Raw genomic sequence first — 24,637 nt, 5'->3', positions numbered from 1 at the left:
CCCGCCGGCGAACCGACTATTCGGTGGTGCTGAAGCCCGAGACGTCACCGACGTACCGGGTGTGCGAGTCCGGCACCGGGTCGACGGCGGCGGATGCCACCTCCGCGGCGAACTCCGAGACGTTGTAGAGGCGCCCGGCCTGCTCCTTGCGCGCGTCGATCGCGCCGGGGTTCGCCCGCTCGAGCAGCGTCGCCGTGATCGTGCCCTCGATCATGTCGCCGGAGACGACGACGAAGCCGAACCCGGCCTCGGTGAGCGCCGGGATCCGCTCGCGGAGCGCATCCTCGCCGGCCCGCTTCGAGCGCGCGACGGGCTCGTACTCGGGCATGGTCGGCGTGGTGTGGATGAAGTGCGCCTGGTGGCTCGTGACGAAGACGATGCGCGCACCCGGGTTCAGCACCGGCAGCGCGCGCTCGACCACGTTGACCTGCGCGTCGCGGTTCAGGACCATGGCGTAGTCCTCCGCCATGCCCGACTCCATGCCGCCGGAGGCATTGAGCACCAGGATGTCGATGCCGCCGAACGCATCCTTGGCCTCCTGCATCATGCGGGCGACCGAGTCGGGGTCGGTGAGGTCCGCGCCGACCGCGATCGCGCGCCCGCCGGCGGCCGTCAGCTCGTCGACCAGCTTGCGCGCACGCGCCTCCTTGTTGCGGTAGTTCACGACGACGTTCGCGCCCGCCCCGGAGAGGTAGCGGACGGTGTCGGCGCCGATGCCGCGGGAGGATCCGGTGACGAGTGCGGTCGTGCCGGTGAGGGAGCCGGGAGCCAGAGGATTGTTCACAGGAAGACCCTACCAACGCGCCCATTCCGGACCCCGCCGGTGATAGCTTCGAGACAGGCGTCGAAGGGGCGTGTGTACATGATCGATCTCACCCAGTACGTGTGGCTCGTCTGGTTGATCTTCATCGTCGTCTGCATCATCATCGAGCTCCTCACGCTCGAGTTCACGTTCCTCATGATCGCCTTCGGGTCGATCGCCGGGCTCGGTGCAGACCTGCTCGGATTGCCGTGGTGGCTGCAGTTCCTCATCGCCGCCGGGGTGTCGGTGCTGCTCATCCTCACCATCCGCCCGGTGCTGCTGCGATACATGCGCAAGGGCGAGGACCCCACGCCGAGCAACATCGCCGCGCTGCTCGGCATGACCGGGCGCGTGCTGAGCCCCGTCGAGGCGAACTCCGGGCTCGTGAAGCTCGCCAACGGCGAGACCTGGACGGCCCGCCTCTCCCCCACGACCGAGCAGCGCACGGTCACCCCGGGCGAGACCGTGCTCGTGACCCTCGTCGACGGCGCCACCGTCGTCATCATCCCCACCGAACGCGCCACGCCCTGACCGGCCGGCGCACCCGACAGGAGCCCCACAATGCCCAGTGCAGTGACCGACGTGGTCGGTCAGCTCTTCCTCATCGTCCTGCTGGTCGCGGTCGGCGTCTTCGTGATCGTCGTGCTGATCCGCGCCATCCGGATCATCCCGCAGGCGTACGCCGGCGTCGTCGAACGGCTCGGCCGCTACCACAAGACGCTCACGCCGGGCCTCAACATCCTCGTGCCGTTCATCGACCGGGTGCGCCCGCTCGTCGACATGCGCGAGCAGGTCGTCTCGTTCCCGCCGCAGCCGGTCATCACCGAGGACAACCTCGTCGTCTCGATCGACACGGTCGTCTACTTCCAGGTGACGGATGCGCGCGCGGCGACGTACGAGATCGCGAGCTACCTCGGCGCGGTCGAGCAGCTCACCACGACCACCCTCCGCAACGTGGTCGGCGGCATGAACCTCGAGGAGGCGCTGACCAGCCGCGAGGAGGTCAACTCGAAGCTGCGCATCGTGCTCGACGAGGCCACCGGCAAGTGGGGCATCCGCGTCTCCCGCGTCGAGCTCAAGGCGATCGACCCGCCCCTCTCCATCCAGGACTCGATGGAGAAGCAGATGCGCGCCGAACGCGACCGCCGCGCCGCGATCCTCACCGCCGAGGGCACCAAGCAGTCCGCCATCCTCGAGGCCGAGGGCCGACGGCAGGCATCCATCCTCAAGGCGGAGGGTGATGCGAAGGCGGCCGTGCTCCGCGCCGAGGGCGAGGCCCAGGCGATCACGACGGTCTTCGACGCGATCCACCGCGGCGACCCCGACCCCAAGCTGCTCGCGTACCAGTACCTCCAGACCCTGCCGGAGATCGCCCAGGGCGACGCGAACAAGCTCTGGATCGTGCCGAGCGAGCTCACCGAGGCGTTGAAGGGCGTCAGCTCGGCGTTCGGGGCCGGCCGGACCGCTCCCCCGTCGGGCGGACCCGCCGCTCCGCGCGACTGACCGGGCGGATGCTGCTGGAGGGACCGCCCCCGAGGGTGCTCGCGCACCGGGGGCTGGCGCTCGATGCGCCCGAGAACACGCTCGCGGCGTTCCGGGCGGCGCTCGCGACGGGCATCCGCATCGTCGAGACCGACGTGCACCTCTCGGCCGACGGCATCGCGATGGTCGCGCACGACCCCGACCTGCGTCGCGTGGCCGGCCTCGACCGGAAGGTGTCGGACCTCACCGCCGCCGAGCTCGCCGGGCTCGACCTCGGTGGCGGCCACGGCATGCCCATGCTGGCGGAGGCCCTCGCCGAGTTCCCCGACGCGCGCTTCAACATCGACCTGAAGGCCGAGGACGTGCTGGCGCCGGCCGTGGCCGCGATCCGCACCGCCGGGGCATCCGATCGCGTGCTGCTGACGTCGTTCGACGAGGGGCGCCGGGTGCGCGCCGCCCAGGCGCTGCCGTGCGTCGCCACCTCTCCCGGCTCGCTGGGGGTGCTGCGCGTCCTGGTCGCCACATGGGTGCGGAGCGGGCGGTCGGTGCGACGGATGCTGCGGGGCGCCGTGGCCCTGCAGGTGCCCGAGTCGGTGCGCGGCCTGCGCATCGTCACGCCCCGGTTCGTGCGTCGCGTGCACGAGGCGGGTGCCGAGGTGCACGTCTGGACCGTCAACGAGCCCGCCGACATGCACCGGCTGCTCGACCTCGGGGTCGACGGCATCGTCACCGATCGCGCCGACCTCGCCGTCGCCGTGCTGCGGGAGCGCTCGCCCGGCTGAGAATCCACTGGCAATCATGCAGCCGGCGGGAAGGGAACGCCCAGCTTGGTCGTCTATAACGGTTCGGAGACGATCGAGGGAAGGAGGGCGTCATGGCCGACCGGAGTCTGCGAGGAATGCGCCTCGGAGCACAGAGCCTGCAGAGTGAAGAGGGCGTCGTGTTCGCCGACCGAGCGGAGTACACCTACCGCTGCGAGCACTGCAGCCGCGAGACCGTGATGGTCTTCTCGACCGAGGCCGAGATCCCCGAGACGTGGGAGTGCCGCAACTGCGCGCGCGAGGCCACGCTGCTCGTCGACTCGAAGCCCGTCGAGGTGGACCGCTCGGCCGAGAAGACCGGCCGCACCCACTGGGACATGCTGCTCGAGCGCCGCACGCGCGCCGAGCTCGAGGAGCTCCTCGAGGAGCGCCTCGCCTACCTGCGTGCACGTCGCGGCGAGGCCCGCGACGAGCACAAGATCGGCGCCTGAGCCGCTGATCCGCACATCGAACCGGCCGAACCCCTACGGGTTGCGGCCGGTTCGTCGCGTCCGGACCCATCCGAGCGCCAGGCCGCCGAGGCCGAGCAGCGTGAGCGTCCACGGCACCCAGGCGCCGAGCACCACGGCGGGGGTGAGCCCGTCGCGCAGCTGCACGTCGGTCACCATCGCGCCCGCCTCGTACGCCGGGAGCGCGTCGACGGTGCGGCCGTCGGCGGCGATGACCTGGCTGGTGCCCGTCGTCGAGAGGTTGACGACCGGACGACCGGTCTCGATGGCGCGGAGCCTCGCGAACGCGAGCTGCTGGAGGTTCTCGTCGGTGCCGCGGAAGTCGGCGTTGTTCGTCTGCAGCAGGTAGACCTGTGCGCCGTCGCGCGCGCCCTCCCAGATGAGCCCGTCGTAGATCACGTCGAAGCAGATGGCGAGGCCCGCGAGCACGCCGTCGATGTCGAACACCGGCGAGTTGGTGCCGGGGCTGTACCCGCGCTGCACGAGGCCCACGAGGTCGGGGGCGAGCGCGTAGTAGAAGTCGCGATCGGGGATGTACTCGCCGAACGGCACCGGGTTGCGCTTGTCGAACTGCGCGACGGACCCCTCCCCCGCGACCCAGAGGAGCGACGAGTTGAAGAACTCGTCGCCCGTGGTGGTGACGGTGTTGAGGAGCACCGGGGCGTCGGCACGGGTGGCGAGGTCGTCGAAGATCGCCGCGGCCGAGGCATCCCTGGTGGGATCGAGGTCGGAACCTCCCTCGGGCCAGAGCACCAGGTCGAGGCCCGACTCGTCGAGGATCGGCTCCGTCGCGTCGAGCTGCGCGCGCAGCACGTCGCCTCGCTCGCGCTGGTCGAAGTAGCCCGACGGCCCGTTTCCCTGCACGCTCGCGACCCGGAACGACCCGGCGGCCGACGTCGGCCAGGCGGGCAGGAGCGCGGCGACCAGGACCACGACGGCGACGGGCAGCGCGCGGCGCGGGCGTCGCCAGCCGCGGAGCCGGAGCAGCTCGATCACCGCGGCGACCACCCAGACCATGACGAACGACAGCCCGGTGAAGCCGATCCACGAGACGAGCGGGGCGAACGGGCTCTCCGACTGGCTCGCCGCGGCGCGCGCCCACGGGAATCCGCCGTACGGCACGGTGCCGGACGCGAACTCGCGCGCGATCCAGAGCGCCGCCACCACGAGCGGGAGCAGCACGAGGCGCACCCAGCGCGAGGTGCCGATCGCGGGGACCCATCGGTATGCGAGCGTGATCGCGACGGCGCCGACGGCGACGAAGACCGACTCGAACAGCGACAGGGCGAGCCAGGGCACCGGCCCGAGGTAGAGCGAGGTCCAGCCGACGTGGGTCAGCCAGAACGCGGCCCCGAACGCGTAGCCGACGCCGAGCGCGCTCCACGCGCCGCGCCCGATGAGGGCGACGAGGACCATGCCGATGCCGAGGAACGCGAGCGGCCAGATGCCGAGGTCGGGGAAGCCGAGGTCGTACACGACGCCGCCGGCGACCGCGACCGCGAAGGCGGCCCAGAGCGGCAGGATCGGCCGGGTGGCCCGGACGGTGCCCGGCGTCTCGCGCTCGTGCAGCGCGGCGGTCATGCGAAGGTCCCGTCGGCGACGACGCCCCGGCGGATGGCGTCGATCGCACGCCGGGCGGTGCCGCCGATCTCCGGGTCGGCGGCCGTGCCGAGCTGGTCGAGCAGGTCGATCACCTGCTTGGCCCAGCGCACGAAGTCGCCCGCGGCCATGTCCGCGATCTCGAGCACCTGGCCGAGCGAGTCGCCCCGCGTCCACGCGTGCATCGCCGTGCAGAGCGCGGTCGCGAGCGGCTCGCTGCCGGAGAGCCGGTGCTCGCGCTCGATGTCGTCGAGCTCGCTCCACGCGTCGCGCGTGCGGTCGAGCGCGAGGCGGAAGGCGCCGCGCGGGAGCATCCGCTCGTCTGCGTCGATGAGGTCGCGACGCGGCTCGTAGACGATCGCCGCGGCGATGGCGGCCAGGGACGGGGCGTCCAGCTGCCGCCAGAGCCCCCGGCGCAGGGACTCGGCGACCAGCAGGTCGCGCTCGCCGTAGATGCGGCGGAGGGAGCGGCCCGCGGCGGTCAGGGCGACGCCGGCGGCGGTCTCCCGCACGTAGTCGAGCTCGAGCAGCACGTCGGTGACACGGTCGAACACCTTGCCGATCGCGCCGGTTCGGGTGCGGATCTGGCCCGTGAGCTTCTGGTTCTCGCGGTGCAGGCGCCACCAGCGCTCGGCCCAGCGCGAGTGCGCCTCGCGGTCGGCGCAGCCGTGGCACGGATGCCGGCGCATCTGCTTGCGCAGGTCGCCGAGCTCGCGCTGGATCTGCTCGCGCTGCGCGTGCGAGGAGCCGCCGCGCGAGTTCTTCCGCTCGAGGTCGCTGATGTCGCGCCGGATGCGCGCGTACTCGGCGAAGTCGCCCAGGTGGCACTCCATCGCCTCGGCGTAGCCGGCGAGCGATTCCTCCTGCTTGCGCACCGTGCGCGCGAGGTCGACGACCGCGCGATCGGCCTGGAACTGGGCGAACGACGACTCGAGGATCTCGCGCGTGCGCTCACGGCCGAACCGGTCGATGAGGTTCACGGCCATGTTGTAGGTGGGCCGGAAGCTCGAGTTCAGCGGGTAGCTGCGGCGGGACGCCAGGGAGGCGACCGCCTGCGGGTCGAGCCCGTCGGCCCACTGGATGACGCTGTGCCCCTCGACGTCGATGCCGCGGCGGCCGGCGCGCCCGGTCAGCTGCGTGTACTCCCCCGGGGTGATCGGCACGCGCGCCTCGCCGTTGAACTTCTCCAGCTTCTCGAGCACGACCGTGCGGGCGGGCATGTTGATGCCGAGCGCCAGGGTCTCGGTCGCGAAGACGACCTTCAGCAGCTTCTGCTGGAAGAGGTCCTCGACGACCTCCTTGAACGCGGGCAGCATGCCCGCGTGGTGCGAGGCGACGCCCCGCTGCAGCCCCTCGAGCCACTCGTAGTAGCCGAGCACGGCGAGGTCCTCGTCGCGGAGCGTGCGGCAGCGCTCCTCCACGACCTCGCGGATCTCCTCGCGCTCCGACGCGTTCGTGAGGCGGAGACCCGAGCGCAGCACCTGCCGGACCGCCTGGTCGCATCCCGCGCGCGAGAAGATGAAGACGATCGCCGGTAGCAGGTGGGTGTCGTGCAGCTGCTGGATGACCTCGGACCGGTCGAGGCGCCCGGTCGCGCCGCGCTGCGCGTGCCACCTGCCCCGGTCGCTGCCGCGGCGGCCGCGCGAGGAGCGCCCCTGCAGCGACCGTCCGCCCGCCTGCGCCAGCCGCACGAGCTCGGGATTCACGCGGTGCGTCGCCGCGCGGCCCGACGAGTCGAACAGGTCGAGCATCTTGCTGCGCACCAGCACGTGCTGTTCGAGCGGCACGGGTCGCTCCTCGGAGACGATCACGTCGGTGTCGCCGCGCACGGCCTGCAGCCAGTCGCCGAACTCCTCCGCGTTCGAGACCGTGGCGCTGAGCGAGACGAGCCGCACCTCCTCGGGGAGGTGGATGATGACCTCCTCCCAGACCGCCCCGCGGAACCGGTCGGCCAGGTAGTGCACCTCGTCCATGACCACGAACGCGAGGTCCTCGAGCAGCGGGGAGCCGGCGTAGAGCATGTTGCGCAGCACCTCGGTCGTCATCACGACGATGCGGGCGCTCGAGTTGACGTTGGTGTCGCCCGTGAGCAGGCCCACCTCGGACGCCCCGTAGACGGCCTGCAGCTCCTGGAACTTCTGGTTGCTGAGCGCCTTCATCGGCGCCGTGTAGAAGACCTTGGCGCGGGTGTCCAGCATGGCCAGGTGCACGGCGAACTCGGCGACGATCGTCTTGCCGGCGCCGGTCGGGGCGGCGACGAGCACGCTGCGCCCCTCGTCGAGGGTGGCGCACGCGGCGCGCTGGAACGGGTCGAGGTCGAAACCGAGCCGACCGGCGAACTCGGCGACGCGCGAGCCCGCCCGTTGCTGCCGGGACCGCTCGTACCGCTCGGCGGGGCTCAGGGTCATCACGCCTCCAGCCTAGGCAGCCAGGCCCTCCTCGAGCTCACGCAGGCGCTTCGCGGCGCGTTTGTCATGCAGGTATGCGATGAACCACGCGACGAAGTAGAGCAGGATCATCGGGATCGCGAGCATGAACATCGAGATGACGTCGGCGGCCGGCGTCGCCAGTGCGGTGAACAGCACGATCACGAGGATCGCGATGCGCCACGACTTGATGAGGGTCGCCGCGCTCAGGATGCCGACGAAGTTCAGCAGCACGAGGAACACGGGCACGACGAAGCCGATGCCGATCGCCAGCACGAGCTTCAGCACGAAGTCGAAGTAGATCTTCGCATCGAGGTAGCTCACGTCGTCGCTCGGCACGAAGCTCGTCATGAGGGCGACCACGTTCGGGAGCACGTACCAGCCGGCCGCGCACCCGGCGAAGAAGAGCGGGATCGCCGTGAAGAAGAAGGCGAACGTGTAGCGCCGCTCCTTCTTGTTCAGCCCGGGCACCAGGAACGCGAACACCTGGTACAGCCACACCGGGCTCGCGATCACGATGCCGAGCGTGAACGCGATCTGCAGGCGCAGGTCGAACGCGCCGGTGATCGTGGGATAGGTGATCTCGGCGTCGCGGGACTGCGACTCGACGATCTGGTTGACCGGCTCGCGCAGCGCGTCCCAGACCCATTCGGACAGGATCCAGCCGAGGACGGCGCCGACCACGATGGCGATCGCCGACTTGAACAGCCGGTTGCGAAGCTCGATGAGGTGCTCACCGAGCGACATGCGCTTCTCGCGGTTGGCTCCGCGAGGTGCTCTCGCGGCCACCGGGTCAGGAACTCGTGCCGGAGTCGGTGCGCTTGGTGGCGGACTCGTCGGCGGCCTGCTCGGCGGTGCCGGACTGGTCGCTCTTCGCCTTCGCCTCGGTGCCGTCGGCGTCGTCGCCGTCCTGGCGGACCTCGCTCTTGAGGATCTTCATCGACTGCCCGAGGCTGCGAGCCAGCGCAGGCAGGCGCGGCGCGCCGAACAGGAGGAGGATGACGACCAGGATGATCAGGAAGTGCCATCCGGTGAGGTTCGCAAACATAGGGGCTCTCGTCTTTCGGCGGGGAGTGTGCGGCAAGTCTACCGTGCGGTGCACGGGCGAGGAGCCCGGTGTGGTCACCGGACTCAGACCGTATCCGAATCGTTCCCGTCGTCGTACCGGGCGAGGCCGGCGGCAGCCCAGTCGCGCACCGCGCGCCTCGCATCCTCGGGCGCCAGCACGGTGATCAGTCCGGGCAGGCCCGCGACGAGCCGCTTGAGCCCGTGGAAGTGCGCGACGCGGATCGACGCGCGCACGCGATCGGCGCCCGCCTCGACCCGGCCGACGTCGACCAGGTAGTCGCCGAGCAGCGGCAGTGCGCTGACGGCCACGTCGACCGTGATCACGAGGTCGTCGTCGCTGCCCTGGAAGAGCTGGTCCGGCAGCGCCACGTCGCTGGCCCGGAAGGCGATGGGCTCGTCGGTGACGACGAGTTCGCTCATGCGGTCGATGCGGAAGGTGCGGACGGCCTCGCGCAGGTGGCACCAGCCGCGCACGTACCAGTCGACGTCCGACGACTCGATGCGCAGCGGATCGACGCGCCGCCGTTCGCGGCCGCCCTGCGCGTTCAGGTAGTCGAACTCGATCTGCCGTTCCGACCCGACGGCGTCGCGCACCAGCGTGAGCGCGGCATCCGCATCGCCCCCCGCCACCTGGACCGAGCTCGGCGTCGCCGAGGCGCCGCGCGCGAGCTTCGCCATGAGCGAGCCGATGCGCTCCCGATCGAGGTTCTCCGGCACAGCCGAGAGGTACTGCAGGCCCGCGATGAGCGCCGCCGCCTCGCGGGCCGAGAAGCGCGGCGAGTCGTCGATCGCGACCTGCTGCACGATCACGATGCGGTCGTGGTCGAGGAACTCGTCCCAGGAGATGTCGAAGAGGTCGCCGTGCTGGTAGGCGTGGGTGTCGCCGGGCACGCCGGACACCGCGATGAGGCGCACCGCCTGGCGGATCGCCTCCTCGTCGACGGCGAAGTGCTCGGCCGCCTCGGCGACGCTCACGCGGCCGTGGTCGAGCAGGTAGGGCACGAGCGAGAGCAGGAACGCCAGCTTGTCCTGCGCCTTGAGCGGCGGTGGCTTGGCCATCAGGCGTCCTCCTCGGCGTGGGCGGCTGCCACCCGTGCGAGGCGCGCCCGCACCCCGTCGGCGAGCGTGTCGGGCGCCGTGACCCGAACCTCGGGCCCGAACGCGGCGATCTCGTCCGCGACGATCTCGGCGTCGGTGTAGTGCAGGCGGTAGCCCGTGCCGTCGGCGGTCGCGCCGCGCCGGCGGGCGAGCCGCACGGCCGCGTCGCTGCCCGGCTCGACCTCGACGGAGGCGACCTGGTCGCGCCACAGCGCGTCGAGCTCCGCGAGGGCCTGCTCGGCCATGCCGGGCTCGGGCGCGTCGAACGTGCTGCCGGGCACCACCGAGACGTCGCCCACGATGCGCGAGAGCAGGAAGGTGCGACGCGCGCCGAGCTCGCGGTCCCAGGCGTACAGGTGCCAGCGACCCTCGTGCAGCACGACGGCCCACGGGGCGACCGTGCGGCGACGCGGGGCCGAGCCGCCGGGCCGGAGGTAGTCGAACCGCACGACCTGACGTCGGTCGAGCGCCTGGCTGAGCGGTTCGAAGGCCGAGTCGCGCACGCGCAGGCGCGGGGCGTACCCGATGACCGGCTCGCGCGGCTCGACGCCGAGCGAGCGGAGCTTCGTGAGCGCCCGGCGGGACTCGCCCGACAGGCTGCCCTCGCGCCAGACGGTCGCCGCGAGCGCGAGCAGCGCCGACTCCTCGGGCGTGAACGTGACGTCGTCGGGCAGGTCGTAGAGGCCCTTCGGGATGCGGTACCGCAGCGCCTGGTTGTCGCCCGGGCGATCGGGCGACTCGAGGGTCTCGATCGGGATGCCGAGGTCGCGGACGTCGTCCTTGTCGCGCTCGAACTGCCGCTCGAGGGCCTGGTTCGCACCGACCCGGTCGTAGCGCTGGCGGTAGCCCTGCACCGTCGACAGGATCTCCGACTTCGTCAGTCCGGACTCGGTCGCGAGCAGCGCCAGCACGAGGCTGAACAGCCGTTCCTCGACGGACACGCGGTCCTTGTTCGACGGGGCTGACGACGGCACAGCAGCGATCATACCGACGCGCGGGCTCGGGTCAGTCGATCCCCAGGATGTCGACCACGAAGACCAGCGTGGCGTTCGGCGGCACCGCGCCGCTGCCCTGCTCGCCGTATCCGTCCTCGGGGGTGATCGTCGCGATCACCTGGCTGCCGACCTGCTGGCCGACGATGGCCTCGGAGAAGCCGGGGATCACGTCGCCGCCGTCGCCGACGGTGAACGACGCCGGGCTGCCCGACTGCCAGCTGGAGTCGAAGACCTCGTTCGTGTCCCAGAGCACGCCCGTGTAGTGCACCGTCACCGAGTCGCCCGACTCGACGGTCTCGCCGTGGCCCTGCTTGAGCACCGCGACCTGCGTCTCGTCCGGGGCGTCATCGCTCGGCACGGTGATGCCGGGACGCCCGTCGGGTGCGAGCACGACGGCCGGGAAGCCGGCGACGCCGGCGCGCTCGACGCCGTTCGCACGCGGCAGGTAGGTGCGTTCGACGTCGACCACGAAGAACAGCGTGTCGTCGGGGGCGATGCCGAGCTGCACGCTGCCCTGCTCGCCGAACCCGTCGGCCGGGGGCACCGCGATCAGCACGCGCGACCCCTCGGTGGCGCACTGCAGTCCGGCGAAGAGGCCGGGCAGGAGCGTGCCCTCGTCGAGCACCGCGGGGATCGGGTCCGCGCTGCGGTCCGCCTGCTGGATGGTCACGCCGGTCGCCGCGTTGTACACCGACAGCTTCACGAGCGCCTTCTGGCCGGGCTCGAGCGTGTCGCCGGAGCCCTCGATGAGCACGTCGCACTCGGTCTCGGTCGCGATCACCGGGGTCGGGAAGCTCACGCGCGGCGTCGTGCCGAACGATCCCGTGACCTCGACCAGGTCGGTCGCCGGGCCGGGGCCCGTGGCGTCCTCGTCGGGGATCAGCCCGGCGCATCCGGTCAGGGCGAGCGTCAGGGCGCCTCCGGTCGCGATGAGGGCGAGAGTCCTTCGCACGGGTCCTCGATTCGTGTTCTCGTTCGGGTGGCGGTCGCCGGGTGCGGCCGGAAGCATCCTACCCGTCGTCGGAGCCGCGCCTCTGCGCCAGTTCGGCCGCCGTGCCCGCCTCGCGCACGCGCTTGCGCAGCGCCTTGTCGCTGACGACCCGCTCGCCGAGCGCGCCGGGGGTCCACGCCTCGACGTCCTCGTCGCTGAAGTCGGACTTCGAGGCGCGGCGCTTCAGGTCGGGCAGCAGCACACCCGGCGCGAGCCGGCGGGCGGTGATCAGGAAGCCCGTGTGCGCGACCATCCGGTGGTCCGGCCGCACCGCGAGCCCCTCGACGTGCCAGCCGCGCACCATGGTCTCGCTCGAGGCGGGGTTCGTGTAGCCGCCGGTCGCGCGGATCGCCTCGGCGACGCGCGAGAGCTGGGTTGCGGTCGCGACGTAGCAGAGCAGCACGCCGCCGGGCTTCAGCGCGGTCGAGACGGCGTCGAGGGTCTCCCACGGCGCGAGCATGTCGAGCACGACGCGGTCGACGGATGCCTCGGGCGCGACCTCGGGCAGCGTGTGCGCGAGGTCTCCCGCGGTGATGCTCCAGTTCTCGGGCACGTGCCCGAAGTAGGTCTGCACGTTGCCGCGCGCGACGTCGGCGAACTCCTCGCGGCGCTCGAACGACATGAGTCGCCCGCCCGCGCCGATGGCGCGCAGCAGCCAGAGCGACAGCGCGCCCGAGCCGACGCCGGCCTCGACCACGCTCGCCCCGGGGAAGATGTCGGCCTGCGCGAGGATCTGCGCGGCGTCCTTCGGGTAGACGATCGCGGCGCCGCGCGGCATCGACATGACGAAGTCGGCGAGCAGCGGGCGCAGCGCCAGGTACTCGATGCCGGCCTGGTTGACGACGACCGAGCCGTCGGGCAGCCCGATCAGGTCGTCGTGGGCGATGCCGCCCTTGTGCGAGTGGAACACCTTGCCGGGCTCGAGCGTGATCGTGTGCAGGCGGCCCTTGGGGCCGGTCAGTTGCACCCGGTCGCCCACGGTGAAGGGCCCGCTGGGCTGCGGGGCGGATGCGACGGTCATGCGTGCTCCCCCGTGCGCGCCGCGGCGAACACCGCGGCGAGGTCGTCGACCGTGCGGCCGTCGAGGCTCGCCCAGCGCGCGTCGGCGGGCGCGTCGTCGAGCGGCAGGATGTGCGGCACGCCGAGCGTCACCGCGCCCGCGCCCATGGCCGAGGCGAGCCCGGTCGGCGAGTCCTCGATCGCGAGGCATCGGCCGATCGGCACCTCGAGCAGCTCTGCGCCGCGGAGGTACGGATCGGGATGCGGCTTCGGGTGCTCGACCTCGTCACCGGAGACCACCGCGTCGAACGCCTCGAATCCCATGGCCGCGACGACGTCGTCGGCCATGGAGCGGATCGACATCGTGACGAGGGCGGTGCGGATGCCCCGCTCGCGCACGGCCTGGAGCAGCTCGCGCGCACCCGGCTGCCAGGGCACGCCCTCGGTCGCGAGCAGGGCGCGGACCTCGTCGGTCAGCCCGTGCACGATCCGGTCGGCGGGCAGGTCCACCCCGTAGCGCTGCAGGATGCGTGCGGAGTCCCACAGCCCGCTGCCGACGAGCTGGAGCCCGTCCTCGTGGGTCCAGGTGCCGCCGTACGACTCGACGAGCGCGGTCTCGGCACGGATCCAGTACGGCTCCGTGTCGACGAGGGTGCCGTCCATGTCCCAGAGGACCGCGGCGGGAAGGGCTTGGTTCACGGCCGTCAAGTCTACGTGCAGCGCCTATTGTGGACCTGAGGACGGCGCGAGCCGCTCGGAGGGGAATACGCGGACGTAGTGGCAGACGAACACGGGATCAACGGCGGCAGGATCCTCGTCGTGGCCTTCGAGGGCTGGAACGACGCCGGCGAGGCCGCGTCGGGGGCGGCGCAGGCCCTGATCGACCACCTCGACCTGGTCGAGATCGGCGCGGTGGACCCCGAGCTCTACTACGACTACCAGTTCACCCGGCCGACGGTCGCGATGGGCGACGACGGCGTGCGCCGGCTCACCTGGCCGGGCGCGCGACTGCTCGGTCCCGCGCCGCAGCAGTTCGCGGGCGACGACCGTGTCACCGGGCCGGGCGCCGAGCAGGTGCACGTGCTGATCGGCGCAGAGCCCGCACGCACCTGGAAGGGCTTCGCGTCGGAGATCGTCGACGGCGCGCTGTCGGCCGGCATCGAGGTCGTGATCTTCCTCGGCGCGATGCTGGCGGATGCCCCGCACACGCGCCCGCTGTCGGTGTTCGTCTCGAGCGACAACGCCGAGGTGCGCGACGAGCTCGGCATCGACCGGTCGAGCTACGAGGGCCCGGTCGGCATCCTGAGCGTGCTGTCGGACGCCTCCGAGCGCGCGGGCATCCCGACCCTGTCGCTGTGGGCCTCGGTGCCGCACTACGTGCACAACTCGCCCTCGCCGAAGGCGGTGCTCGCGCTGCTGTCGAAGCTCGAGGACATCACCGGGCTCAGCGTGCCGCGCGGCTCGCTGGAGTCGGACGCCGCGGCCTGGGAGGCCGGGGTCGACGCGCTCGCCGCGGACGACGAGGACATGGCGGCCTACATCGAGCAGCTCGAGCAGGCGCGCGACACGGTCGACTCCCCCGAGGCGAGCGGCGAGGCGATCGCGCAGGAGTTCGAGAAGTACCTCAGGCGTCGCGGCGACGGTCGCGGCGACCCCCGCGGCGAGGAGCCCTGGCGGCCCCGCGACTGAGCGCCGTCAGGCGGCATCCGCTCGTCGACTCGCGGCGTCGGCCCAGGGGCATCCGCTCGCCCCTCGCAAGGACCGCCGTCAGGCGTCGATCGTGCCCGTCGCGAGCAGCACCATGATGGTGCCGCCGAGCAGCACCCGGTAGATCACGAACGGCAGGAAGCTCCGCTTCGAGATGTAGCTCATGAAGAACGCGATCACGAGCAGCGCGACCACGAACGCGACGAGCGTGGCGGCGGCCGTCTCGACCGGGCCGTAGACGCCGGGCTCGCCCCAGCTCTTGAACAGCTGGTAGAAGCCGGAGCCGAAGACCGCCGGGATCGCCAGCAGGAACGCGTAGCGGGCGGCCGCGGCACGCTCGTAGCCCATGAGGAGGCCCGCGGTGATCGTGCCGCCCGAGCGCGAGACGCCCGGGATGAGTGCGAGCGCCTGCGCGAACCCGTAGATGATGCCGTGGCCGTAGGTGAGGTCCTCGAGCTTCCGGCGCTTCGCGCCGATCCAGTCGGCGATGCCGAGCAGGATGCCGAAGACGATGAGCGTCGTGGCGACGATCCAGAGCGAGCGGAGCGTCGTCTCGATCTGCTCCTGGAAGATGAGGCCGAGCACGACGATCGGGATCGAGCCGAGGATGATCAGCCAGCCCATGCGCGCGTCGGGGTCGTTGCGGGGCACGCGGCCCCAGAGCGCGAGCCACCAGCGCGAGACGATGCGCACGATGTCGCGCCAGAAGAAGACGACCACGGCCGCCTCGGTGCCGATCTGCACGATCGCCGTGAACGCCGCGCCCGGGTCGGCGGCGTTCGGGAGGAACTCGCCGAGGATGCGCAGGTGCGCGCTGGAGGAGATCGGCAGGAACTCGGTGAGTCCCTGCACGAGTCCGAGGATCAGCGCTTCGATCATGCCGGGGCTCGCCTTCCGCCCCGCGCGGCGGGGCCGCGTTCGTTGCGGTGGAGGTCGCTCAGTACTCGAGCAGCAGGTCGTGGAGGACCCTGCTCCCGAAGACTAGTGCGTCCAGCGGCACCCGCTCGTCCACCCCGTGGAACATGGCCGGGAAGTCGAGGTCGGCGGGCAGCCGGAGCGGGGCGAAGCCGTAGCCGGCGATGCCGAGGCGGCTGAGCGCCTTGTTGTCGGTGCCGCCCGAGAGCAGGTACGGGAAGACCGGCACGCCCGGGTCGTGGCGTTCGAGGGTCGCCTTGACCGTGTCGACGAGCGGGCCGCTGAACGGCGTCTCGAGGCCGACGTCGCGCACGACCGTCTCGATCTCGATGTCGTCGCCGACGATCTCGCGCACGCGCGCGAGCACCGCGTCCTCCTCGCCCGGGAGCGTGCGGATGTCGATCAGCGCCTCGGCGCGGTCGGGGATGACGTTGTGCTTGTAGCCGGCGCTCAGCAGCGTCGGGTTGGTCGTGGTGCGCAGGGTCGCGCTGAGGAAGCCCGCTGCCGAGGTGCGGAGCACGAGCTCGTCGGGCGAGACCTGCTGCGGGTCCGCGCCGGTGACGCGGGCGATCTCGGCGACCAGCGCGCGCGTGGTGTCGACCAGGTGCAGCGGCCACTCCTCGCGCCCGAGCGCGGCGACCGCCTCGGCGAGCCGCACGACCGCGTTCTCGCGGACGAGCCGCGAGCCGTGCGCGGCGGGGCCGCGTGCGACGAGGCGGATCCAGACCAGCGCCTTCTCCCCCGTCTGCAGCAGGTAGGCGCGCTGCCCGCCCAGGTGCACCGAGTAGCCGCCGACCTCGCTGATCGCCTCGGTCGCGCCCGCGAACACCTCCGGGTGGTTGTCGGTCATCCAGTGCGAGCCGTAGATGCCGCCCGCCTCCTCGTCGGCGAAGAACGCCAGCACGAGTTCGCGCTCGGGCTGCCGGCCCGAGGCGAGGATGTCGCCGACGGCGGTCAGGATCATGGCGTCCATGTCCTTCATGTCGACCGCTCCCCTGCCCCAGAGCAGGCCGTCGCGCACCTCGCCCGCGAACGGGTCGACGCTCCAGTTGCGCGGGTCGGCGGGCACGACGTCGAGGTGCCCGTGCACGACCAGCGCGGGCTTGTCGGGGTTCGCCCCCGGCACGCGGGCCACGACGCTCGTGCGCCCGGGCGCCGCGTCGAACAGCTGCGGAGCGAGGCCCATGCCGGCCAGGTGCGCCTCGACGTACTCGGCCGCCTCGGTCTCGCCCTCGGAGCGCCCCTCCCCGTGGTTCGTGGTGTCGAACCGGATCAGGTCGCGGGCGATCCGGGCCGTCGGCTCGAGCTCGTCGATGCCGGTCGGGCTCGGGTGGGCGGATGCGTCGGACATGCCACTCACGCTACCCCGGATGCGTCGGCGCGCCCGGGCGCCGGTGGACGGCTGCCCGGTTCGGCGGAGCATCCGATTCGTGGTAGTGTCTTCTCTCGGGCCTGCGGGAGATCGCGGGTTCGCAACACACGCGCGGGTGGCGGAATTGGCAGACGCGCTAGCTTGAGGTGCTAGTGCCCGTATTAGGGCGTGGGGGTTCAAGTCCCCCCTCGCGCACGGTGTGAGAACGGCCGGATCGGATGATCCGGCCGTTCGTCGTTTCCGGGGAATTCCGGCGGGACGAGTGGCATCCGCCGCTTGACTCATTCGAACATACGTTCGAACATGGGGTGTGGCACTCACCGCTCCCCTCCGGCCGTCCCGCGTCTCCGCGGGCGAGGCCCGCGAACGCGCCGACGCCCTGCGCGCGCGCATCGCCGACATGCAGTCCACGCGGCTCGAGGGGCGGGCGATCCCGACGCTGCCGGCGCTGCACGACCTGCTGCCGGGCGGGGTGCTGCGCGAGGGTGGCGCGTACGGCGTCGAGGGCTCGACCAGCCTCGTCATGGCGATGCTCGCCGGCGCGTCGGGCGCCGGCTCGTGGGTCGCGGTGGTCGGCGTGCCGGGGTTCGGCGCCGAGGCCGCCAGGCTCGCGGGGCTCGACCTCGATCGGCTCGTGCTCGTGCCCGCGCCGGGGCGGCACTGGCTCGCGGTGGTCGCCGCGCTCGTCGACGTGATCCCGGTCGTGGCGGTGCGCCCGCCCGAGGCGGTGGGGGCGACGGATGCCTCGCGGCTCGGAGCCCGGCTTCGCCAGCGCCGTGCGGCGCTCGTGGTCGACGGCACCTGGCCGCAGAGCGAGGTGCAGCTGCGGGTCGCGGAGAGCCGCTGGACCGGACTCGGCGACGGGCACGGGCGGCTCGCCGCGCGCGAGGCGGTCGTCACCGCGTCGGGCCGGGGCGGGTTCGGCCGTGCGAGCACCGCGCGGCTGCTGCTGCCGGGGGTGGCCGCGGCGGCTGAGCGGGTCGACGAGGGCGGTGCGACAGATGCGCTGCCCGGGGCGGAGGCGCCGGCCGCGCCGCTGCGGCGGGTCGCCGGATGAGCGTCGTGCCCGAGGCATCCGACCCGCGGCGCACCATCGTGGTGTGGTGCCCCGACTGGCCGGTCATCGCGGCCGCGCGCGAGGCCGGCCTGTCGCTCGAGTCGCCGCTCGCGCTGGTCGAGAAGGGGCTCGTCTTCGCGTGCTCGGCGGCGGCCCGGCGCGACGGGGTCGCACGGGGGCTGAAGCTGCGCGAGGCGCAGTATCGCTCCCCCGCACTCGAGCTGCTCGACTACGACGCCGCGCTCGACGCGCGCGCGTTCGAGCCGGTCGTGCGGCGGGTCGAGGAGACCACGCCCGGCGTGCAGCTGCTGCGCCCGGGCGCGCTCGCGGTGCGGGCGCGCGGGCCGGTGCGGTACTACGGCGGCGAGGCCGAGGCGGCCGAGGCGCTGCGGGCCGCGGTGGGCGGGTTCGGCCTGCCGGTGCGGGTCGGCGTCGCCGACGGGCCGTTCGCGGCCGAGCAGGCGGCGCGCGCGACCTCGGATTCGGCACCGGTGCGGCGGGTCGAGCCCGGCGGATCGGCCGCGTTCATCGCACCGCTGCCCGTGGGCGTGCTCGTCGACCCGCGCACCGCGACCCTGCTGCACCGGCTCGGCGTGCGCCGGCTCGGCGAGTTCGCCGCGCTGCCCGCCGACGACGTGCTGCGCCGGTTCGGGCCGACGGGCTCGCTCGCGCACGACCGGGCGGCGGGTCGCGACGGCGCCCGCGTGCTCGCGCGAACGCCACCGCCCGAGTGGGACGAGCAGGTGGAGTTCGAGCCGCCGCTCGACCGCATCGACCAGCTCGCGTTCGCGTTCCGCACGCGTGCGGAGTCGTTCATCGAGCGCCTCACCGCCGCGAAGCTGGTCTGCACGGCCGTGCACGTGGAGATCGTCGACGACGAGGGCGGCGTCTCGGCGCGCGACTGGCTGCACCCGCGCTGGTTCACGCCGGGCGACGTGGTCGACCGCATCCGCTGGCAGCTGCAGGGCTCGGGCAGCGCCGGCGCGGGGCTGCGCTCGCCGATCGCACGCGTGCGCGTGCACCCGGAGCGGCTCGACTCCACGGGCAACCACGAGGAGGGGCTCTGGGGCACGGGCCCCGACGAGCGCGTGCACCACGGTCTCACCCGCGTGCAGGGCATGCTCGGGCACGAGGGCGTCGTCACCGCGACCATCGGGGGCGGGCGCATGCTGGCCGACCGCGAGGTGCACGTGCCGTGGGGCGACCGGCCGCCGGAGGGAGCATCCGACCGCCCCTGGCCCGGGTCGCTGCCGTCGCCGCTGCCCGCCACCGTGTTCCGCGAGCGGGTGCCGGCCGGGCTCGTCGACGCCGACGGGGCCGTGGTCACCGTCGACGAACGCGGGTCGATCAGCGCGCCGCCCGCTGCCTTCACGGTCGCGGGGCTCGCGCCGGGCGGGCAGCGACGGGTGCGCGCGTGGGCCGGTCCGTGGCCCGTCGTCGAACGGTGGTGGGACGAGGCGACCGCCCGGCGCGCGCACCGGTTCCAGGTGGTCGACGACGACGGCGCGGCCTGGCTGCTCGTGCGCGACGCCGACGAGTGGCGCGCCGAGGCGAGGTACGACTGATGGGCTGGAACAACCCGCCGATCCCGTGGTCGGAGCTCGAGCGCACCCTGTCGGACGCGAGCCGCCCCGGGCCGCCCCGGCCGATCGCGGACGGCGGCGACGGTCCGGCGTTCTCCCGCAAGCGGCATCCGTACCGCCCGCCCGCCGACGAGGAGGCGGCACCCGAGGCGACCGTGCCGTACGCCGAACTGCACGTGCACTCCGCGTTCAGCTTCCTCGACGGTGCCAGCCAGCCCGAGCGGCTCGTCGAGGAGGCGCACCGGCTCGGGCTCGCCGGCCTCGCCCTGACCGACCACGACGGGTTCTACGGCATCGTGCGCTTCGCCGAGGCCGCCGAGGCGTTCCCCGAGCTCGCGACCGCGTACGGCGCGGAACTCTCGCTCGGCCTCACCACCCCGCAGATGGGCATGGCCGATCCCGAGGGCGACCACCTGCTCGTGCTCGCGCGCGGCGAGGCCGGTTACCACCGGCTCGCGTCGGCCATCACGGCCGGACAGCTCGCGGGCGGCGAGAAGGGCCGGCCGACCTACGACCTCGACGAGCTCGGCGAGCGGGCGGGCGGTGACTGGGCGGTGCTGAGCGGATGCCGCAAGGGCACCGTGCGCCGCGCGCTCGAGACGGGCGGGGCGGATGCCGCGGGCCGCGAGCTCGAGCGACTGGCCGAGCGCTTCGGCCGTGAGAACGTCTTCGTGGAGCTGTTCGACCACGGGCATCCGGGCGACCAGGACGCCAACGACCTGCTCGCCGGGCTCGCGGGCCGCCACGGCATGCCCGTGCTCGCGACCAACGCGGTGCACTTCGCCACGCCGCCCGAGCACCGGCTCGCCTCCGCCGTCGCCGCCGTGCGGGCCCGACGCAGCCTCGACGAACTCGACGGCTGGCTGCCCGCGACCGGCACCGCGCACCTGCGCTCCGGCACGGAGATGGCCGAGCGGTTCGCGCGCTACCCCGGCGCCGTGTCGCGCACGGTCGACCTGGCGGGTGAGCTGTCGTTCCGGCTGCGGAGCGCCCGGCCGCGGCTGCCCCGGCAGGAGGTGCCCGCGGGGCACACGCCCATGAGCTGGCTGCGCGAGCTCGCCTGGCGGGGCGCCGCCGAGCGTTACCCGGGCGACCCGGCGCATGTGCGGGACCGCATCGCGCAGGAGCTCGACGTCATCGAGCAGAAGGACTTCCCCGGCTACTTCCTGATCGTGCACGACATCGTGCGGGAGGCGCGCTCCCGGGGCATCCTCTGCCAGGGCCGGGGCTCTGCCGCGAACTCGGCCGTCTGCTACGTGCTCGGCATCACCGCGGTCGACTCGATCTTCTACGAGCTGCCGTTCGAGCGGTTCCTCTCGAGCATGCGCGACGAGGAGCCCGACATCGACGTCGACTTCGACTCCGACCGGCGCGAGGAGGTGATCCAGTACGTCTACGAGAAGTACGGCCGGCAGAACGCCGCGCAGGTCGCGAACGTGATCAGCTACCGGCCGAAGGTCGCGGTGCGCGACATGGCCAAGGCGCTCGGCTACTCCACCGGCCAGCAGGACGCCTGGTCGCGTCAGGTCGAGCGCTGGGGGTCGGTGGTCTCGACGGACGACCACGACATCCCGCAGCCGGTCGTCGAGCTCGCCGAGCAGGTGCTGGGGTTCCCGCGGCACCTCGGCATCCACTCCGGCGGCATGGTGCTCACCGACCGGCCAGTGGGCGAGGTCTGCCCCATCGAGCACGCCCGCATGGAGAAGCGCACCGTGCTGCAGTGGGACAAGGACGACTGCGCCTGGATGGGCCTCGTGAAGTTCGACCTGCTCGGGCTCGGCATGCTCGCCGCGCTGCAGTACGCGATCGACCTCGTGCACGCCGCGACGGGCGAGGAGTGGTCGCTGGCGACCCTGCCGAAGGAGGAGCAGGCGGTCTACGACATGCTCTGCCGCGCCGACTCGATCGGCGTGTTCCAGGTCGAGTCCCGCGCGCAGATGGGCACGCTCCCCCGGCTGAAGCCCCGCCGGTTCTACGACCTCGTCGTCGAGATCGCGCTCATCCGCCCGGGGCCCGTGCAGGGCGGCGCGGTGCACCCGTACATCCGCCGCGCGACCGGGCAGGAGGAGGTCACCTACCTGCATCCGAAGCTCGAACCCGTGCTCTCGCGCACCAAGGGCGTGCCGCTGTTCCAGGAGCAGCTCATGCAGATGGCCGTCGCGGTCGGCGACTGCACCGCGGAAGACGCCGACCTGCTGCGCCGCGCGATGGGCTCCAAGCGCGGCATCGAGCGCATCGACTCGCTGCGCGAGAAGCTCTACGCGGGCATGGCGCGCAACGGCATCGACCAGGAGACGGCCGACGCGATCTACGGCAAGATCCAGGCGTTCGCGAACTTCGGCTTCGCCGAGAGCCACGCGATCAGCTTCGGCCTGCTCGTCTACGCCAGCTCGTGGTTCAAGCTGCACTACCCCGCCGCGTTCCTCGCCGCGCTGCTGCGCGCCCAGCCGATGGGGTTCTACTCGCCGCAGACGCTCACGGCCGACGCGCGCCGGCACGGCGTCGAGGTGCTGCGGCCCGACGTGCAGCGGTCGGGCGCCGAGGCGGTGCTCGAGCCGCTCGCGGGTGAGGGGCTGGGCGGGTCGGATGCCGCGAGGCGACCCGCGACCGGGCGCGACGGATGCCTCGACGACGTGCAGCCGCCGGTCGGGCCGTTCGACCGGTCGGCGCCCGACGAGGGCGCGGCGCACCGGCGCGACGGGGCGTTCGCCGTGCGGCTGGGGCTCGCCGAGATCCACTCGATCGGGAATGCGGTGGCGGAGCGGATCGTGGCCGAGCGCGAGGCGCGCGGTCCGTACCGCGACATGGCCGACGTGGCCCGCCGGGTCGGGCTCGACACCGAGCAGCTCGAGGCGCTCGCGGCCGCCGGGGCGTTCGCGGGCTTCGACCTCGACCGGCGGCAGGCGCTCTGGCTCGCGGGTGAGGCCGCGCAGGACCGCCCCGACACGCTCGCCGGCTCCGTGGTCGTGGTGCAGCCGCCGCTGCTGCCGATGCTCACCGACGCCGAGCAGGTCGTCTACGACCTCTGGGCGACGGGCGTGTCGACCGACGACCACCCCATTCGGCACGTGCGCGAGTACCTCGACGCGCGCGGGGCGCTCCGCATCGACCGGCTCGGGGCGGCCGAGAACGGTCGGCGCATCGAGGTGGGCGGGGTCGTCACGCACCGGCAGCGGCCGGCGACCGCGAGCGGCATCACGTTCCTGAACCTCGAGGACGAGTCGGGCACGCTGAACGTCATCGCCGGGGTCGGGGTCTGGACCCGGTTCCGACGGGTCGCCCGCGAGGCGCCCGCCATGGTCGTGCGCGGAGTGCTCGAGCGCTCCCCCGAGGGCGTGACGAACCTCGTCGCCGACCGGTTCGAGTCGCTCGCCGTGTCGGCGGCGAACCGCTCGCGCGACTTCCGCTGACGCGGGGCGTCACCCCGCGGCATCCGCCCCCACGCGACCGAGACCCGTCAGAAAGCTGCGCTCTGGCGGGCCAGAGTGCAGGTTCTTGACGGGTCTCGACCCAGATCACTTCCGAGACCCGTCAGAAAGCTGCGCTCTGGCGTGCCAGAGCGCAGTCTTTCGACGGGTCTCGAGAGGGGCTAGGAGTCGTGCGAGCCGTTCTTCGAGAGCGCGGCCTCCGAGACGCCAGCGCCGATGCCTCGACCGACCGCCTGGCCCTGGATGATCGCGGCGATGTCGAGGCCGGTGGCCGCCTCGACGCTGTCGAACACCGAGCGCATCGCCTTCGCGCTGTCGCCGCCCACGACGCCGCTCGCGCCGTCCTCGCTGCCGCCGACGATCGAGACGCTGCCGATCGCCGAGTAGCCCTTCGCGAACTCCGCCATGATCGACGGCAGCACCTCGAGCACCCGCTGCGACAGGAACGCCTCCTGGTTCGACGCGATCGCCTGCGCCTCGGCCTCGACGGCCGCGGCACGGGCCTCGCCCTCGGCGCGGATCGCGTCCGCCTCGGCCTGGGCCTTCAGACGGCGGGCCGACGCCTCGGCGTCCGCGAGCTCGCGCAGTGCGCTCGCCTCACCGGCCGACTTCGCCTCGGCCGCTGCGGCCTCACCGGTGGCGCGGGCCTTGTCGGCCTCCGCCTGCTGCTCGGCGATGCGCGTGCGGGCCTCCGCCTGCTTGACCTGCTCGATCGCGGCGGCCTCGGCCGAGCGCTCGCGCGTGTAGAGGTCGGCCTGCGCGCGGGTCTCCGCCTCGTACCGGGAGGCGTCCGCGACGCGCTTCACCTCGGCGTCGAGCCGGGCCTGCGTGTTCTCAGCCTGCTGCTGCAGCACGGCCTGCTCCGCGCGGGCACGAGCCAGGTGCTCGGCCTGCTCCGCCTCGGCGCGGGCACGGCCGACGCCGGCGTCCGCGTTGGCGGTGTTCGTGTCGAGCGCCGTCTGCTCGATGAGGTTCGCCTCCTGGTTGGCGATGATCTTCTGGTTGATCGCGCGGTCGGCGTTCGTCTGCGCGATCTCGGCGGCCTGGCGCTTCGCCTGGATCTCGGGGGCGCCGAGCGACTGGATGTAGCCGACCTCGTCGGTGATGCCCTTGATCTGGAACGAGTCGAGGATGAGCCCCTGCTCGGCGAGTTCGTGCGACACGTCGGCGGCGATCTGGTCGGAGAACTTCTTGCGCTCGCGCATCAGCTCGACCACGGACAGCGTCGCGACGATGCCGCGGAGCGCACCCTCGAGCTGCTCGGTCGTGAACTGCTCGATCGCCTTGTCCTGCGACGCGAAGCGCTCCGCCGCGCGGCGGACGAACAGCGGGTCGGAGCCGATCTTCACGATCGCAACGCCGTCGACGTTCAGCGTGACGTTGTCGAGCGACTGCGCCTCGGCGTTCAGCGAGACCTGGCGGGAGCGGAGCGAGATGATCTCGTGTCGCTGCGTGATCGGGTTCACCAGCGACTTGCCGTTGACGATGACGGTGACCGGCGACTCCGACAGCTCCGAACGGGTCGATCCGTCCGCGCCGATGACGCTGCGCTGCACCTTCTGCTTGCGGCCCGAGATGACGAGGGCCTCGTCGGCCCTCGCGACCTTGATCCAGCTGCGCGCGAACAGCAGGACGATCAGGCCGATGACCACCGCGGCGACGACCGCGATGCCGACGATGACCAGGATGCCGAAGAATCCGGCGATCTCCATGAACGACTCCTTCGTGGTGCGGCATCCGGCGGGTGCGCGGACGCCGGAATCGACCCTCTCAGACCCGCGACGACCGAGGCCGACGGGCTCCGATTCTGTGGATATCACGCCCGCGCCGTCGCCGAGGAAGTCG

Annotated in this window: 21 protein-coding genes and 1 tRNA gene; 9 read left to right on the top strand and 13 right to left on the bottom strand. The window is 72.5% G+C overall.

Annotation, left to right across the window (positions count from 1 at the left end; translation table 11 throughout):
* Positions 1-16: 16 nt before the first annotated feature.
* Positions 17-784 (bottom strand): SDR family oxidoreductase, encoded by a 768-nt coding sequence (locus tag QMG39_RS15965; protein WP_281886716.1) that lies wholly within the window; start codon positions 782-784, stop codon positions 17-19.
* 78 nt (positions 785-862) lie between these two features.
* On the opposite strand from QMG39_RS15965, the gene QMG39_RS15960 reads away from it, so the two are divergent.
* The 4 genes from QMG39_RS15960 to QMG39_RS15945 all read left to right on the top strand — a co-directional run bounded on the left by QMG39_RS15960 (position 863) and on the right by QMG39_RS15945 (position 3,536).
* A complete protein-coding gene (locus tag QMG39_RS15960; RefSeq protein WP_281886714.1) occupies positions 863-1,333 on the top strand; it encodes an NfeD family protein in 471 nt (156 codons plus the stop codon).
* Positions 1,334-1,363: 30 nt separating this feature from the next.
* Entirely contained in the window at positions 1,364-2,305 is a 942-nt protein-coding gene (locus QMG39_RS15955) for an SPFH domain-containing protein (protein WP_281886713.1), read from the top strand.
* An 8-nt stretch (positions 2,306-2,313) separates the two neighbouring features.
* Positions 2,314-3,066: a glycerophosphodiester phosphodiesterase family protein gene (locus QMG39_RS15950; RefSeq protein WP_281886711.1), complete on the top strand. Its 753-nt coding sequence runs from the start codon at positions 2,314-2,316 to the stop codon at positions 3,064-3,066.
* A 92-nt stretch (positions 3,067-3,158) separates the two neighbouring features.
* A complete protein-coding gene (locus QMG39_RS15945; RefSeq protein ID WP_281886709.1) occupies positions 3,159-3,536 on the top strand; it encodes an RNA polymerase-binding protein RbpA in 378 nt (125 codons plus the stop codon).
* A 33-nt stretch (positions 3,537-3,569) separates the two neighbouring features.
* Here QMG39_RS15945 and lnt read toward each other — a convergent pair whose 3' ends face one another.
* From lnt to QMG39_RS15900, 9 genes are all read right to left on the bottom strand, one after another.
* Entirely contained in the window at positions 3,570-5,135 is a 1,566-nt protein-coding gene (lnt, locus tag QMG39_RS15940; RefSeq protein WP_281886707.1) for an apolipoprotein N-acyltransferase, read from the bottom strand.
* Positions 5,132-7,561, bottom strand: a complete 2,430-nt coding sequence (locus tag QMG39_RS15935) for a DEAD/DEAH box helicase (protein ID WP_281887318.1) — start codon at positions 7,559-7,561, stop codon at positions 5,132-5,134. The genes lnt and QMG39_RS15935 overlap by 4 nt, the downstream gene beginning before the upstream one ends.
* A 12-nt stretch (positions 7,562-7,573) precedes the next feature.
* A complete protein-coding gene (tatC, locus tag QMG39_RS15930) occupies positions 7,574-8,326 on the bottom strand; it encodes a twin-arginine translocase subunit TatC (protein ID WP_281886705.1) in 753 nt (250 codons plus the stop codon).
* Between the two features lie 46 nt (positions 8,327-8,372).
* Entirely contained in the window at positions 8,373-8,627 is a 255-nt protein-coding gene (gene tatA, locus QMG39_RS15925; protein ID WP_281886703.1) for a Sec-independent protein translocase subunit TatA, read from the bottom strand.
* Between the two features lie 83 nt (positions 8,628-8,710).
* Positions 8,711-9,706 carry a helix-turn-helix transcriptional regulator gene (locus QMG39_RS15920; RefSeq protein ID WP_281886702.1) on the bottom strand — a complete coding sequence of 332 codons (996 nt, stop codon included), beginning with the start codon at positions 9,704-9,706 and terminating at the stop codon, positions 8,711-8,713.
* Complete coding sequence (locus QMG39_RS15915; RefSeq protein ID WP_281886699.1) at positions 9,706-10,719, bottom strand: helix-turn-helix transcriptional regulator; 1,014 nt, start codon at positions 10,717-10,719, stop codon at positions 9,706-9,708. The genes QMG39_RS15920 and QMG39_RS15915 overlap by 1 nt, the downstream gene beginning before the upstream one ends.
* Before the next feature lie 31 nt (positions 10,720-10,750).
* A complete protein-coding gene (locus QMG39_RS15910; protein ID WP_281886698.1) occupies positions 10,751-11,692 on the bottom strand; it encodes an FKBP-type peptidyl-prolyl cis-trans isomerase in 942 nt (313 codons plus the stop codon).
* A 58-nt stretch (positions 11,693-11,750) separates the two neighbouring features.
* A complete protein-coding gene (locus QMG39_RS15905; protein ID WP_281886696.1) occupies positions 11,751-12,752 on the bottom strand; it encodes a tRNA (adenine-N1)-methyltransferase in 1,002 nt (333 codons plus the stop codon).
* Entirely contained in the window at positions 12,749-13,429 is a 681-nt protein-coding gene (locus tag QMG39_RS15900; protein ID WP_281886694.1) for an HAD family hydrolase, read from the bottom strand. Before QMG39_RS15900 ends, QMG39_RS15905 begins: the two co-directional genes overlap by 4 nt.
* A 78-nt stretch (positions 13,430-13,507) precedes the next feature.
* Here QMG39_RS15900 and QMG39_RS15895 point away from each other — a divergent pair, with 78 nt between their 5' ends.
* Entirely contained in the window at positions 13,508-14,419 is a 912-nt protein-coding gene (locus QMG39_RS15895) for a PAC2 family protein (RefSeq protein WP_281886692.1), read from the top strand.
* Between the two features lie 78 nt (positions 14,420-14,497).
* On the opposite strand, the gene QMG39_RS15890 is transcribed toward QMG39_RS15895, so the two are convergent.
* Both QMG39_RS15890 and QMG39_RS15885 read right to left on the bottom strand, forming a co-directional pair.
* Complete coding sequence (locus tag QMG39_RS15890; protein WP_281886690.1) at positions 14,498-15,316, bottom strand: undecaprenyl-diphosphate phosphatase; 819 nt, start codon at positions 15,314-15,316, stop codon at positions 14,498-14,500.
* Between the two features lie 58 nt (positions 15,317-15,374).
* Positions 15,375-16,703 (bottom strand): M20/M25/M40 family metallo-hydrolase, encoded by a 1,329-nt coding sequence (locus QMG39_RS15885; RefSeq protein WP_281886689.1) that lies wholly within the window; start codon positions 16,701-16,703, stop codon positions 15,375-15,377.
* 130 nt (positions 16,704-16,833) lie between these two features.
* Here QMG39_RS15885 and QMG39_RS15880 point away from each other — a divergent pair.
* From QMG39_RS15880 to QMG39_RS15865, 4 genes are all read left to right on the top strand, one after another.
* Positions 16,834-16,919 (top strand) — tRNA-Leu (locus QMG39_RS15880).
* A 115-nt stretch (positions 16,920-17,034) separates the two neighbouring features.
* On the top strand, positions 17,035-17,781 hold the full coding sequence (gene imuA', locus QMG39_RS15875; RefSeq protein WP_281886687.1) for a DnaE2-dependent mutagenesis accessory factor ImuA': 747 nt from the start codon (positions 17,035-17,037) through the stop codon (positions 17,779-17,781).
* Entirely contained in the window at positions 17,778-19,346 is a 1,569-nt protein-coding gene (locus tag QMG39_RS15870; RefSeq protein WP_281886686.1) for a DNA polymerase Y family protein, read from the top strand. The genes imuA' and QMG39_RS15870 overlap by 4 nt, the downstream gene beginning before the upstream one ends.
* Positions 19,346-22,774: an error-prone DNA polymerase gene (locus QMG39_RS15865; protein WP_281886684.1), complete on the top strand. Its 3,429-nt coding sequence runs from the start codon at positions 19,346-19,348 to the stop codon at positions 22,772-22,774. Before QMG39_RS15870 ends, QMG39_RS15865 begins: the two co-directional genes overlap by 1 nt.
* A 179-nt stretch (positions 22,775-22,953) precedes the next feature.
* On the opposite strand, the gene QMG39_RS15860 is transcribed toward QMG39_RS15865, so the two are convergent.
* Positions 22,954-24,504, bottom strand: coding sequence for an SPFH domain-containing protein (locus tag QMG39_RS15860; protein ID WP_281886682.1), 1,551 nt, complete (start codon positions 24,502-24,504; stop codon positions 22,954-22,956).
* Positions 24,505-24,637: the final 133 nt, after the last annotated feature.

Origin of the sequence: Agromyces rhizosphaerae (assembly GCF_027925245.1) — a bacterium.
Classification (GTDB): domain Bacteria; phylum Actinomycetota; class Actinomycetes; order Actinomycetales; family Microbacteriaceae; genus Agromyces; species Agromyces rhizosphaerae.
The sequence above is the reverse complement of the archived record's forward strand: the minus strand, read 5'-3'. Positions and strand labels throughout refer to the sequence as shown.